Source organism: Serratia nevei, from assembly GCF_024160145.1.
Classification (GTDB): domain Bacteria; phylum Pseudomonadota; class Gammaproteobacteria; order Enterobacterales; family Enterobacteriaceae; genus Serratia; species Serratia nevei_A.
The window spans coordinates 113,077-127,187 of the sequence record NZ_JAMYWQ010000002.1 but is presented as its reverse complement, the minus strand read 5'-3'; the positions used below and the strand labels follow the sequence as shown (position 1 = coordinate 127,187).

The following is a 14,111-nucleotide window of genomic DNA, read 5'->3' as shown; positions in this document are numbered from 1 at the left end:
GACATCACTCGTTAACCATGTCGTTAACCAGCGCGGCAAGCGTGGACTCCCCATCGTCCTGCTGCTCTCGCTCGACCAACTGCGCTAAAGCGCGCACGCTGGCATCCTCCATCAGGTCGATAAAGGAAAGCGTGACGGCGAACCGTTCCTGCACCTGCGCCAGCAACATGCCCAGCATCAGCGAGTGCCCGCCGGCTTCGAAAAAGTTGTCGTCAATGCCCAAGCCGTCAATCCCCAGCAATGCTTCACAGATCGCCACCAAGCCGCGCTGCGTCTCGCTCTCTGGCGCCGCGTAAGGCACCGCAAACGCTGGACGCGGCTGACGGTGCGCCGGCTGTTCAGCAGAGGCGATATCCCCCGCGTCCGCCACCGGCGTTACGGTGAGCCCCTGCTCTTCCGGGCTGTCGACCCAGTAACGGGTTTTGTCGAAGGCGTAGGTCGGTAACGAGACACGGCGCGGTTGGTCGCCTGCAAACGCAGACCAGTCTATGTTGTGGCCTCGCACCCAGAGCGAAGCCACGGTATCTAAGATATGTTTGTGCTCCTCGCCGTTGTGGGCGCCTGCCGGCAGCGCGCTGACCGCGAGGCGATCGCCCAATTCATGACCGTTGGCCAGCCGGGTCAGGGTGGCCCCCGGCCCAATCTCCAGAAAGTCGACATCAAACGTCGCCTGGGCCAGCCGCAGTGCCGCGGAAAACTGCACCGGCATCAACATCTGTTCCGTCCAGTAGTCCGGCGTAGTGAGGGTGTCAGCGCTGACGAGTTCGCCGGTTGCGGTAGAGATGATGGCGAGCGTCGGCGGGTTCAGACGCACGTTCTTAAATGCCTGACGTAGCGCCTGCGCCGCGTCTTGCATCATGCTGGAATGGAAGGCGTGGGAGGTGTGCAACCGTTTGTTGATGATGTTCTGCTGCGTCAGACGCTGGCTAACAGCGAGGATCGCCGCCTCAGGCCCGGCGATAACCGAATAGTTAGGGGCGTTAACCGCGGCGAGCGCCAGCGGGGCAGAAATCAGGGCGCTCATCTGCGCTTCCGGGAGCGCCACCATCAACATGGCACCGGTTGGCGCTTGATGCATCAGTTCAGCCCGACGCGCCACCAAGCGCAGCGCATCCTCCAAAGAGAACACGCCAGCCAACGTCGCCGCCACCCATTCACCCAGCGAATGGCCGATCATCACCGTCGGCGTGATGCCCCAACTGAGCCACAATTGCGCCAAGGCATACTCGACGCTGAACAGCAGCGGTTGCGTGAGGCGGGTTTGCGCCAGGCGTTCGCCCTGGGCTAACGAGATTTCTGCGCTGAACAGTTCATGGCGGATATCCAGTCGGTATTCACGCTCAAGTAACGCCGCGCAACGGTCGAAGGCCTCTGCGTAGACCGGCCAAGCCTGATAGAGCTGATGGCCCATGCGCTGATATTGGCTGCCCTGCCCGGAAAACAGCATCCCCAGCCCAGACTGCGTCTGTGCCACGCCACGGGCGAACGGTGCTGTCGCGGTCTGCTGCAACAGCGTCCCGGCAGCGTGCAGATCGTCCGTTACGAGCGCGGCGCGGTGTGTGAAGGTTTTGCGTCCCTGGGTGAGCGTCCAGGCCATGTCCCGCCGATCCGGCAGCGATTCACGTTGCAGAAAATCGGCAAAACGCGCCAGTCCCGAGGATAAGGCACTGTCGGTTTTGGCGGAGAACGGCAATATACTGTAGGCAGGTACAGGCGCTCGCGCTTGCAGGTCAACGGCGGGCGCTTGCTCCAGCACAACGTGGGCATTGGTGCCCCCCATGCCGAGCGAGGTGACGCCCGCGCGACGCATGCCGTTTTCCGGCTGCCACGGTTGACAGGTGGTATTGATGTAAAACGGGCTATTGGTCAGATCGATCTGTGCATTGGGCCGCTCAAAGTGCAACGTGGCGGGAATTTTGCCCTGCTGCACCGCCAGCGCGGTTTTTATCAAACCCGTGACGCCCGCCGCCGTATCCAGATGGCCGATATTGGTTTTTACCGACCCCAACGCACAGTACTGCTTTTGCGGCGCGCCCGCAAAGGCACGGCTCAGCGCGGAAAACTCAACCGGATCGCCCAGACGTGTCCCGGTACCGTGGGCTTCCACGTAAGTGATATCCTGCGGCGCCAACCCCGCCAACCGCTGTGCCTGAGCAATGGCGCGCGCCTGAGCGTCCACGCTCGGCGCGGTATAGCTGATCTTCTCCGAGCCGTCGTTGTTAACGGCAAACCCTTTGATGACCGCATAGATGTTATCGCCATCACGCAACGCTTCGTCGACGCGCTTCAACACCACCAGCCCTGCGCCGGTGCCGGGCACGAACCCGCTGCTGTTATCGGAAAACGCCCGACAGTGGCCATCGGCGGCGGTGATCCCGCCCTCCTGCGACAAGTAGCCGGTTTTTGCCGGCGGCCCCAGCGTCACACCGCCGGCAATCGCCATGTCGCACTGCCAAGTCAACAGGCTTTGACAGGCCACACACACCGCCACCAGGGATGTCGACGAGGAGGTCTGTACTGTGATCGCCGGGCCTCGCAGATTGAGGTGATAGGCGATGGTGGTGGTAATACTGTCTTTGTCGTTGCCAATGGCCGCCTGCAAACTGCCGGAAGAAAAAACGCGTTTGAAGTGCGGCATCAAGTTCAGCATCAAGTAGGAATCCATACTTTTGCCGGCGAAAATGCCCACATCCCCCGGATAATCGGCGGCCACATAGCCCGCATCCTCGAAGGCTGCCCACGCGGTTTCCAACAGGACGCGGTGCTGAGGATCCATCAGCTCCGCCTCTCGGGGCGCGATACCGAAGAAGGCGGCATCAAATTTATCGATGTCCGCCACCTCCCCCTTGGCCTTGACGTAGTCAGGGTGCTGAACAAATTCGGGGCTGATCCCCATCTTCAGCAGCTCCTCATCGCTGTAGAAGGAGATACACTCTCGGCTCGCCAGCAGATTTTCCCAAAACGCCTGTACGGTATCGGCTTGAGGGAAACGCCCCGCCATCCCAATGATGGCCACACCAAAATCATTCTCTGCCATGTTGCTTTCCCCTGTATTCAGGTTTGTCACGCGTTCCATTCAGCGGGATCAGTGATGACTATCGGTTGTGGCAGCCCAGCGCGCCCGACCAAAGGCCGAACGCTGTTGTGCCGCACGTTGCTGCGTCTGATCTCCCGTGGTCCCTTGCGCTGCGTCCGGGGCCAGCAGAAATTCCGCCAAGCGTTTGATGGTGGTGAAGCGCAACAGATCGACCAACGCCACGCGCTGGCCGCACTGCTGCCCAATGTGCTGCTGCATCTGTACCAGCAGAAGCGAGTGTCCGCCGAGATCGAAGAAATTGGTGGTGGTGCCGACACGCTCGATGCCAAGCAATTGCTGCCAGATCGCCGCCAGACGCTGTTCCAGTTCGGTCGCCGGAGGGACATACTCGCCCGGCCCTGCCACCTGTCGCAGGTCTACCTGCGGCAAACGGTGGGGATCGATTTTGCCGTTCACGCCAAGCGGCATGGCGCTCAGCGGCACGTAGAGCAACGGCAGCATATGCAACGGTAGCCGCAGGCTAAGCCACACGCGCAGTTGCTGCGCATCCAGCGCCACACCGTTGATGCTGCAATAGAAGGCCACCAACAGCTGCGTCGCTGCCGCATTGCTGCGCACATCGACCCACGCATCGGCAATATCCGGATGCTGTTTCAGCAGGCTTTCGATGTCGCCCAGCTCCACCCGGTGCCCACGGATCTGCACTTGGCGATCCTGTCTGCCGAGATAGAACAACATCCCGTCTGTTGCCCAACGGGCACGATCGCCGGTTTTCAACACCCGCACGCCGGCATGTTCCGGCAACTCAACAAAACGCGCGGGATCCTGTTGTGCATTAAGGTAGCCGGGGGAGATACCCAGACCGGAGAAACAGAGTTCGCCGCAGGCGCCCGGCGGTACCAGGCGGTTATCCGCATCCACCACATACGCTTGAGTATTCTGGATCGGGCGGCCAATAGGCAGTGGCCCCGTTTCTTGCGCCGTACGCGGTGCGACGGGATAGTAGGTCGAGCAGATACCGCTTTCGGTCAGGCCATAACCGTTAACCACCGTCATGCTCGGCAGCAACGGCGCAATCTGCCCATACTCCAGCGCCTCACCGCCGCACAGAAACAGGCGCAGCGATCCCATCGCCTTAGCCAGGACGGAGAGGCTGGCGGAGAGCGATGGGGTGGTACTCAGGATCGTCACCCGCTGCGATGCCAGCAGCGCAATGAGCGCATCGCTGTCCAGACTCTGCGCTTTTTTCGCCAATATCAGGGTACCGCCGGCGGCGAGCAGCGGCAGCACCTCCCCGACAAAGCTGGCGGACGCGACGGAAGTAATGGGTAGCAGAACATCCTGGTGCATCACCTGATAGCTGGAGATAAAGGAAGCCACCAGGTTGACCAGATTACGTTGGCTGAGCCGGACGCCTTTGGGTTGCCCAGTGGTACCTGAGGTGAAGATCACCACCGCGTCATTTTCCAACGCCGCTGGCGCAACGGTAACCGGCAAGCTCTGCATTTCTGCCAACAGGCTGCGCCAACCGGGCATCACCGCCCAGGGTATCGTCAGCCCATGAGGGGCCTTCTGCGGTTGCGCCACCAGCAGCATGCGCGGCGTTGCCTGAGCCAAAATCAGGGCGTTGCGAGCCTCTGGCGCATCGCCATCCAGCGGCACATAACTCGCCCCAAGAGAGAGGATCGCCAATTGCGCGATTATCAACTCGAAGCAAAACGGCAGCAGCAGCGCGACAGATTCTCCGCGTTGTATGCCCTGCGCGCTCAGCCAGGCACGCATCTGCATCGTGGCCTGTTGCAGTTCGCCATAGGTCATGGCGTTGTCACCGTGGCGCAACGCCACGTGAGTGGGGCGCTGCCGGCAGTGCGGCAGCACCAGCGCCAGCAGATTATCCACGGGCGGCAGCGCAACTTCAGTGGCGTTGTGCCGCGCCAGCCAAGCGTGCTCCCGGGGGGTGACGCGGATCAGATCGCGGATTGACAGCGTGGGCTGGCGGTTTGCTTCATCCAACAGTTCCCCCCACTGCGCCACCAAATGCCGAATACGCTCCGCGCTGTACAACCCGGCGTCATATTCGAAGGTACCGGTGATGCGCCCATCGATATGCTGCATACTCAGCGAAATATCCACCTGAGATGCACCGGTATCCAACAGTAGCGGAGTGACGTTGACGCCGTTTAGCGTCGGGATCGCCAGCGGCATATTGTCGAGTTGGAACATGCATTGATACACCGGGAAATGTCCGGCGCTACGCTCCACATTCAATGCACGCGCGATGTCGGTGAATTCGAGGCGCTGGTGCCTGAAAGCGGCGAACAGAATACCTCTGACCGTCTGCACCCACGCGGAAAACGGTGCCGCCTCGTCAAGAGGCAAACGCAGCGGCAGCACGTTGACCAGCGGCGCGATCATCTGCTCCTGTTCTTGCGCCAGCCGCGCGGCAATCGGCATACCGACGATATATTCCTGCTGACGCGCATTACGATGCAACAGGAGCACAAAGGCGGCCAACAGATAGTTATACAACGACACGCGCTGCGCACGCGCTGCCACCACCACCTGCTCGCAGGCGCTGTCAGGCAATGCAAAGGTGACAAATGCCCCTCGGTAGCGCGCCACCGTCTGACGCGGCCGATCGGTGGGGATATCGAGAATCGGCAGCGTGCCCGTCAGGGTGTCTTGCCAGTAGCGCATCGCGTCCTGATACGCGTCACTCTGGCGCCATTCCTCTTGTTGCGCCAGGTAATCGCTATACTCCAGCGGCGGTTCTTGCGCCGTGGACTCGCCGTTATACGCTGCCTGCAACTCGCGTAGTAGAACGCCTTTCGACCAGCCATCGCTGATGATGTGGTGCAAATGAATCAACAGCACGCTACGCGCGTTATCGATCGTCAACAGTTCAAACCGGCATAGCGGTGTGCCCGGCGTCAAGAGCATGGGTTGTGCCGCGCGCTGGTTAATCAACGCCTGTAACGCGTTATTATCGTCCACCGAAGGCAGCGGCACTATCGTCAGCAGCGCCGGCGACGAAACGGCCTGAGGCACCGCCAATACCGGTTGCCCATTGTGGGTTTCCGCCATGGCGCGCAACAGCGAATGCCGGCTCATCAGCTGACGGATCGCGCCGTCCATCCGCGTGCGATCCAGTTCCCCTTCAAGCAGCAAGGCGGCGGGGTTATTGTACAGCGCGGTGTGCGGCGCCAACTGTTGCATAAACCACATAGACGCTTGCGCCGATGACAGCGGCAGGTAGCGCACTGCGGGTGTCTCACACAGATCGACGCAACTGGCTGAGTGCGCGCGCGCCAAGCCGAGCAGCGTTTTACGACAGCACTTGCCATTGGCGGAGAGCGGTAACGCTGACAACGCCAACAGACGGTTCGGCAGCATGTAAGCCGGCAGGTTTTTGGCCAATGCATCCAGCAAGGCCTCCAAATTGAGCCGCGCGCTACTGACGACAAAGGCGTAAATCAGCTGATTGTCGGGATCGTCCTGGTCCGCCACCACTGCCGCCTGCCGCACCTCCGGCAAACGCATCGCATGGGCCTCGATTTCGCCCAACTCAACACGTAACCCTCTTATTTTAATCTGAAAATCATTGCGCCCGATGTAATAAACCTGTTGGCTTTGTCCGTCGCGCCACACCAGGTCGCCGGTTTTATACAGCCGCTCCGGCTGCCCTAAATGGCACAGGGTCGGATGCACGGTAAAATAGCGATCGGTCAGCGCTGCATTGTTGAGATAACCCCGCGCCAGCCCGATACCGGCGAGATAAAGCTCTCCCTCTTCGCCGTCCGCCACCGGGTTGCCTTGCTCATCCAGCACGTAGAGTCGGCAACCGTCAATCGCCTGACCGATAGGGATGTCTTCGTAGTCGTACTCGCGCTGGCAGCGGTGATGGCTGACATCGATAGCCGCTTCAGTCGGGCCATAGAGATTAATCAGGTCGCCCTGTGCCACCGATTGATAAAAGCGCGCCACGCTGTGGACAGTGAGTTTCTCACCACTGGCGAACACCGATCGCAACGAGGCGATCAAGCGCGGATCCCGTTTTATCTCCAGATACTCGACAAACAGGTTCAACATCGAAGGGACAAAGTGTACAACCGACACGCGGTGACGCTGAATCAGCCGCACCAAAGTACGCGGATCGCTCTCCAATCCGGACGGTAACAGCACCACAGATGCGCCATACATCGCCCACCAGAACATTTCCCAGACGGAGACGTCAAAGGTGTACACCGTTTTCTGGAACAGCACGTCCCGCGACGTGATGGGATAGACGCTCTGCATCCAGACAATGCGGTTAAGCAGCGCGGCATGTTCCGTCGCCACCCCTTTGGGGACGCCGGTGGAGCCGGAGGTGTAGATGATATACGCCAGTTGCCGCGCGTGCGGCCGATAACGCAGATCCCTCGTCGGCATAGCACTGACCGCCGCGCTGTCGACCTCGACGCGAGGAATCGGCCAGCGATCGCCATCGTCCGTACCGATCAGACAAGCGGCTGCGCTGTTGCTCAGGATGTTTTCAATGCGGCTACGCGGCGCATTATGCGCCAGCGGCAAATAGGCGCCGCCGGCCTTTACAATGGCGAAAATGGCGATCAGCATTGCCATGCCGCGCGGCAGGTGGATCGCCACCACGCTGTCTTCGCCGATCCCCTGCCCGCGCAAATAATGCGCCAGTTGGTTAGAGCGTGCGTTGAGTTCGCGATAGGTCAGCGCCGCGTCGTCCATCAACACGGCGGACTTTTCCCCATATTCACCGGCGATACGATACAGATAGTCGACTATCGTTTGGTCGTCGGTGGTCGACTGCCCCGTTGTCCCTTGCTGTTCCATAACTCTGGCCTTCAAAGCGAGATAAGTGCGTAGGATGGCGTGACGGGTTATGCCAGTCCGCCGTTGTCGGCAGCCAACCGCGCTTGGCAGGCGTCGATTTCCGCCTGACTGCTGCCTTTGAGTTGAAATCCCTGTTCAAGAAGTTCATGCAGAAAAGCGATGTCCTCCTCGCTGGAGGTGCCGCGCTGTTCAATCTGCTGGATGCGCTCAAAAAAACGGCTGAGCAACGCCTTCAATTGCGCGCTGGCGGCCGCATCGGCGGCGCGGTGGTGGCGTGTGGCCGTCAAGGCGTTGGTGAGCAGCGTGATGCGCTGGCGGCGCACGGCTTGCGGATCGGTCTGCGCTGCCGTGCCGTCCCCCAGTTCCTGTGCCAGCCGCGCGCGATCCTGACGGTCGTCAAACGCGTAAACCTGCGCTGGATAGCGATTCTCCAACAGCAGATTTTTCAGCACGCTTTGCGGACCGATCTCTATCGCGATCGGTACCGATTGCCCTGTCAGGTAGGTGAGAGAACGCTGCCACTGCACGGGTTGGGACAGTTGTTGTTCCAGCCATTGCGTTGGCGTGGCCGTATCGGGATAGGGTTGAGCACTGACATTGGCGATCACTGGGCAGCACGGACGCCGCCAGTCGCAGCGTTCCAGCGCCTGGCGCAGCTGCTGCCCGTAAGGTTGCAATAGCGGGCTGTGGTAAGGAACACCGCCAATCAGCGGCACCACTTCGACCTGGCGATCATGATCCAGCAGGTATTGCTCGGCGGCGATAATGGCCGCGTTTTGCCCAGACAACATAAACTGTTGCGCCGAATTGAAACAGGCGATGCCTACCTGCTGTCCGGTTTCGCGCTCCGCCGCCTCGCACGCAGCCTCCACCAACGCCTGATTCCCCTGCTTGATGATGGTGGTACCCGCGTCCATCTCGCGGGCGATCTCACCGGCTAAACGGCTGCGCATTGCCACCAGGGCCAGCGCCTGGGAAAAGCTCAGCGCGCCGCTACAGGTCAGCGCAGCATATTCGCCCAAACTGTGACCCAACATATAACGAAGGTTGACATCGGTACCGGTTTGCGCCAAAAACTGCTGCCACGCGACGAAGTGGGCCACGCTGGTGGTATAGATAGCGAGCGCCATCGCCGTCGGCTCGGCAAGTTGCACCAAGGTACCCGAAAGGCACAGCGCCGCCATGTCCCGTTCCGCAATCTGGCTGGCTTCGTCAAACAACGTGCGCACCTGCGGATAGCGCTCATACAACCGCCGTGCCATGCCCACATATTGCGAACCGGAACCGGGAAACAGCAGCGCGACATCCTGCGTCATGCTTTACTCCCCATCATGTAATTCGTCGCAATTTGGATTTCATGGATTTGCGATGTCCCTTCGATAATCTCCATGATTTTGGCGTCGCGGTAGTAACGCTCGACGGCATAGTCGGCATGGCAGCCGTTCGCGCCCAGCAGTTGCACCGCATTCCCGGTCACGTCCACCGCCGCTTTAGAGGCGACATACTTAGCCATCAGCGTTTGGTTCATCATGGCCGTGTGCAGCGTTTCGCGGTATTCCGCCGCACTGAAACACATCAGTTGCGCGCTGCGTGTCTGGGTCAGCATGGAGGTAAACAGGTGCTGGACAATGCCGTGGGAAAACAACCGCCGCTTGAACTGTTTACGTTGGCGGATGTAGCGCGCCGCCACGTCCACCGCGGCCTGACATAATCCCAGGCTGCCGCAAGCGGTAGTGAATCGCCCTTCATTGAGTGCAAAATTCACCGCCAGCGGCACCCCTGAGGTGAACGAGCCGAGCAACGCGTCGGCTTTCAGACGACAATCATTAAAATGCAGCTCCGCCAACATATTGCCGCGTAACCCCAACATATCGCTGAGCGGTGTGATGGTGAAACCGTCGGTGTCGCGATCGACAAGCACCGTCGCTAACTGATTGCCGCAACGGGTCAAAACGATAAAGAAATCCGCAATCTGCCCTAGTGTGATCCATTTCTTTTTGCCGCTCAGCCGCCAACCATCGCCGTCCTGCTGCAATTCCGTCTCCACGTTCATCAGGTCACTGCCGATATTCGGTTCAGTGAGGGCAATGGCGCCGATCAGTTCCCCCGTTGCAAGCTTTGGCAAGTAATAGGCCTTTTGCGCTGCGCTGCCCGCGCGTTGCAGCGGCGTGCTGACCATGCCGGTCACGGTAATGAGATTTTCTAACGAACCGTGTACCCCAGCCATCACTTCATGCAAGGCGCACAGTTGGTAAGAATCGTAATCTCGGCCGCCATATTTTTGGGAGATTGAGGCGCCTAAATACCCGGCCTGCGCCACGCGCGAAATAATGTCGGGCACAATAAACTGCTGACGTTCAATATCCTGAGCAACCGTGGCGAGATGTTTTTTTGCGAACAGTGCGGCCTCGTGCCGGACAATCTCATAATTTTCAGTGGTCATAGATTACTCCAGGCAGGTTTGCCGCTGGATGAGTTCCACCATTTTATTTATGGTAGCAATCTGCTCTATTTTCAACTCACTCACTTCCAGCTCAACCTGAAAGGTTTTTTCGATAAAAAGAATGATTTGCACGGTAAATAACGAGTGCACGAGCCCAAGAGAAAAAATATCGTCATCGTCATTCAACGTATACCCACGCAATGAGCGGGAGAGAAATTGCCGAATGGCGGCCTTCATGTCTTGCGTTTCCATATTCATATCCTTATCAGATTAATTTGGAATAACTGCTAGTCGTGCGCCTGTTGGTAACGATAAAACCCCTGCCCCGATTTCGCGCCGAGACACCCGGCATCAACCATTTTCTTTAACAAGAAACAGGGGCGATATTTGTCATCATTAAAACTTTCATACAGCACCTGCAACGATTGGAGAATCGTGTCCAGGCCAATCAAATCGGCGGTTTGCAGCGGTCCCATCTTGTGCCCGAAGCAGGTTTTAAACAGCGTGTCGATATCCTCGGCGCGAGCGACCTGCTCCTGTACCATAAATATGGCTTCGTTAACAAAAATCATCATGGCGCGATTAGTGACAAAACCCGGTGAATCATTGACCACAATGCCGGTTTTCCCCATCTGAGAAAATAAATGGTGAAATATTTCCAGCGTGCGCTCAGAAGTATGCACGCCGCGGATTAATTCGACGGTATGCATCAGCGGAACAGGATTCATAAAGTGGACGCCGACCACACTCTCCGGATGCTGAATTAATTTTGACAACGCCGTGATAGAGATGGCGGAAGTATTAACACCGAACACTGTCGATTCGCCGCAGATGGTGTTCATCCTGGCGTACAGCGCGTTTTTTCTCTCGATATCCTCGGTGATATTCTCAATCACCAAGTCACATTCTGCAATGTCGTCCAACTCGGTGGTAAAACGGATATTCCCCATTATCTCCGCCGTACTGCGGGTGCTTTTTTTATGCTGCGGATGAAAATGATATAAGCGTAAATTTGCTTCAATCATCTGTCGGCATTTATCCAGTTGAGCCTGGGAAATATCCACAACGGTGGTTGATATGCCGTATTGCGCCATATTATGGGCGACGCCAGTTCCCATTACGCCTGCACCTATTACCGCCACATTCATCATTTCGCTCCTTTACTGACAGGCTGTTTCCAGGTTGTCTTCGCCCCCCAGTTGTGCCGCGATATGCGCGTAGATGCTGCGCGGATTGGGGGTTTCCATCAGGGCCAAAAGATCGATATGTACATTGAAATCGCGTTCTAAGCGGGAGGTCAGCTGCGTCACCAGCAGCGAATGCCCGCCCAGTTCGAAAAAGTCGTCGTCCAACCCGACCGGCGCAATTTCCAGCAACTGCTCCATCAGCCCGATGATATGTTGCATGGCCGGCGACTGCGCAGCCACGAAAGGCACGCTTAACGCGGGACGTGCCTGATAAGGGCGGCGCGTTTCGGGTCCCGCCACGGGCTGTGTCTCCTCGCTGGCCGTTGCCCGCGCGGGCAATGGGTAGTGGTTGCGTGCGAAGGGATACGCTGATGCGCTGCCGCGTTGCGGCAGCGACGCGCCGTACCACGTGGCCCAATCAACATCGATGCCCGCACACCACAGCTGCGCCACGTAGCGCAGTACCCCCCCGCGTTCGCCCGTTTCCGGCGGCAGCCTGACCCAGTTGGTACCGCGACAGCCCACGCCCTGCTCTCGGGTATCCGCCAACAGCGCTTCGCTCCAAAACCCTCTGTCGTCACGCTGTGCATCGTTGATGGGATATCCCTGCCAGGCCAGCTTGTAGCCGGGGGTGGGCGCATGGCGTTCAGGAAGCGTGAGATGAAGCGCCTTTTGCTCCATTTCCCACAGCAGACGCAACACCTCTTGCATCGCCATCACGCCGCTGGCTGCGGCGGCAGGCAAGAGGCCTGCTCCGGCACCCGACAACAGCGTCAAGGCCGGCAGCAGAGCCATCCAGGTTTTCAGCGCGGCTATAGTCTGGCAACCTCTGATCAGCAGGCTATCCGCCTGCGCCGCCCACGCTTCAGCGTGGCGATAGGCGGGCGGAATGCTCATGTCGTTGAGTAACACCGTCAGGGCCGCCACTTCGCGTTGATAATGCGCCGAGTGCGCCAGCAAATGTGCATAGGCACCATCGCAGGTTGTACGCAGATCCGGGCAGTGCAGACCCCAGGGCGCGTCGGGCATCAGGGTATCCAGCGATTCCAGCACCGTCTGAGCGCCGTCGCTTTCCACTTGTATCACTCGGCGGCAGTCAAACGCAGGTCTCGCCACTTGTTGCATGTAGGCCAACGTTGCTGCATCGAGGGTAGCCGGCAACGGGGTAAGCTGTTGCATCAGCGCATCCAACTGCTCGTGAGAAGGCGCGGAGAGCGGAACAAACACCCGCGCACGCACCTGGTCATCACGCACCGTGGGATTCAGCCCTTCCAAAATCACATGTACATTGGTGCCGCCAATGCCAAAAGAGCTGACGCCCGCGCGGGGCGGCGTCTCCGATACGGGCCAGTCCTGCGGCTGCGTCGGGATATAAAACGGTGAATGTGCCAGGTCCAGCTTCGGGTTAGGCGTTCGGTAGTTGGCGAGCGGCGGGATAGTCCGGTGATAAAGCGCCAGCGCCGTCTTTATTAGCCCAGCCACGCCCGCCGCCGCGTGGGTGTGGCCGATGTTCGCTTTCACCGCCCCCAGCGCGCAGTAGTGGCGGCGCGAGGTGTCGAACGCCTCCGTCAACGCGGCGAACTCGATAGGATCGCCAATACGGGTGCCGGTACCATGGGTTTCAACGTAGCCGATGCTTTCCGGGCTCACTTCTGCCAGATGACAGGCCGCGCGAATGACCGCCTTCTGCCCATCATGGCCGGGCGCGGCAAAGCCGATTTTTTGTTTACCGTCGTTGTTGACCGCGCTGCCTCGGATCACGGCGTAGATGCGATCGCCCGCCGCCAGCGCATCCTCCAGGCGCCGAAGCACAACCACGCCCGCGCCGTCGCCAAACAAGGTGCCGGAAGCCTGACTGTCAAAAGGACGGCAGTGGCCGTCGGTGGCATGGATCATGCCCTGCTGACAGAAATAACCTGATTTCTGCGGTAAATCGATGGTAATTCCTCCCGCCAGCGCCAGATCGCATTCGCCGAACAGCAAGCTGCGGCAGGCGATGTGCGTTGCACTCAGGGAAGTGGAACAGCTGGTGTAGAGGCTATACACCGGGCCGTTGAGATTAAGTCTGTAGGCAATGAAATGGGCGATAAGATCTTTGTGGCCATAGATGCCGGACTCAAAGCGGTTCAGTGCATCGCCGTCAATCTGCGACAGCGAACGCCGAAGCCAATCCACATCCTCCGACGCCCCAAGGAAAACCCCGGTCAGCTGTTCGCCGGTGCGTTGGGCGTAGCCCGCATCTTCGAGCGCATGGTAGGCAACTTCATGCAGCACGCGGGATTTCGGATCCAGCGCCTGCGCCTCTTTGTGACTGTATCCGAAAAATGCAGCATCGAAGTCGCATACGCCCTCAATATAGGGTTTGGCTCGCACATAGGCAGGGTTGTCCAGCGTCGACTGATCGACGCCCTCGGCCAGCAGCTCCTCCTGACTAAAGAAGGTGACGCACTCTTTACCCTGCACGATGTTTTGCCAGAATTCGTGCAACGTCCGGGACTGCGGAAAACGAACCGCCATGCCAATGATGGCGATCTCCATGCCGTTCATGTCGCTTGCGTATTCCATAAGCCTCATTACCTTTTTGCAGGGCGATGGCGCG

At 59.1% G+C, this 14,111-nt stretch carries 7 protein-coding genes; all 7 read right to left on the bottom strand.

Annotation, left to right across the window (positions count from 1 at the left end; all coding sequences use genetic code 11):
• Positions 1-4: 4 nt before the first annotated feature.
• Genes clbI through clbC form a run of 7 tightly spaced genes read right to left on the bottom strand, consistent with a single transcriptional unit; the run spans position 5 to position 14,077 of the window.
• A complete protein-coding gene (gene clbI / locus M6G53_RS02405; RefSeq protein ID WP_253328598.1) occupies positions 5-3,037 on the bottom strand; it encodes a colibactin polyketide synthase ClbI in 3,033 nt (1,010 codons plus the stop codon).
• A 48-nt stretch (positions 3,038-3,085) separates the two neighbouring features.
• Positions 3,086-7,882 (bottom strand): colibactin non-ribosomal peptide synthetase ClbH, encoded by a 4,797-nt coding sequence (gene clbH, locus M6G53_RS02400; RefSeq protein WP_253328597.1) that lies wholly within the window; start codon positions 7,880-7,882, stop codon positions 3,086-3,088.
• A gap of 47 nt (positions 7,883-7,929) precedes the next feature.
• Positions 7,930-9,198 (bottom strand): colibactin biosynthesis acyltransferase ClbG, encoded by a 1,269-nt coding sequence (clbG, locus tag M6G53_RS02395; RefSeq protein WP_253328596.1) that lies wholly within the window; start codon positions 9,196-9,198, stop codon positions 7,930-7,932.
• Positions 9,195-10,325 carry a colibactin biosynthesis dehydrogenase ClbF gene (clbF, locus tag M6G53_RS02390; protein WP_253328595.1) on the bottom strand — a complete coding sequence of 377 codons (1,131 nt, stop codon included), beginning with the start codon at positions 10,323-10,325 and terminating at the stop codon, positions 9,195-9,197. The genes clbG and clbF overlap by 4 nt, the downstream gene beginning before the upstream one ends.
• Before the next feature lie 3 nt (positions 10,326-10,328).
• Complete coding sequence (gene clbE, locus M6G53_RS02385; RefSeq protein ID WP_253328594.1) at positions 10,329-10,577, bottom strand: colibactin biosynthesis aminomalonyl-acyl carrier protein ClbE; 249 nt, start codon at positions 10,575-10,577, stop codon at positions 10,329-10,331.
• Between the two features lie 35 nt (positions 10,578-10,612).
• Complete coding sequence (clbD, locus tag M6G53_RS02380) at positions 10,613-11,476, bottom strand: colibactin biosynthesis dehydrogenase ClbD (protein WP_253328593.1); 864 nt, start codon at positions 11,474-11,476, stop codon at positions 10,613-10,615.
• Positions 11,477-11,485: 9 nt separating this feature from the next.
• Positions 11,486-14,077 carry a colibactin polyketide synthase ClbC gene (clbC, locus tag M6G53_RS02375; protein WP_253328592.1) on the bottom strand — a complete coding sequence of 864 codons (2,592 nt, stop codon included), beginning with the start codon at positions 14,075-14,077 and terminating at the stop codon, positions 11,486-11,488.
• Between the last annotated feature and the right edge of the window lie 34 nt (positions 14,078-14,111).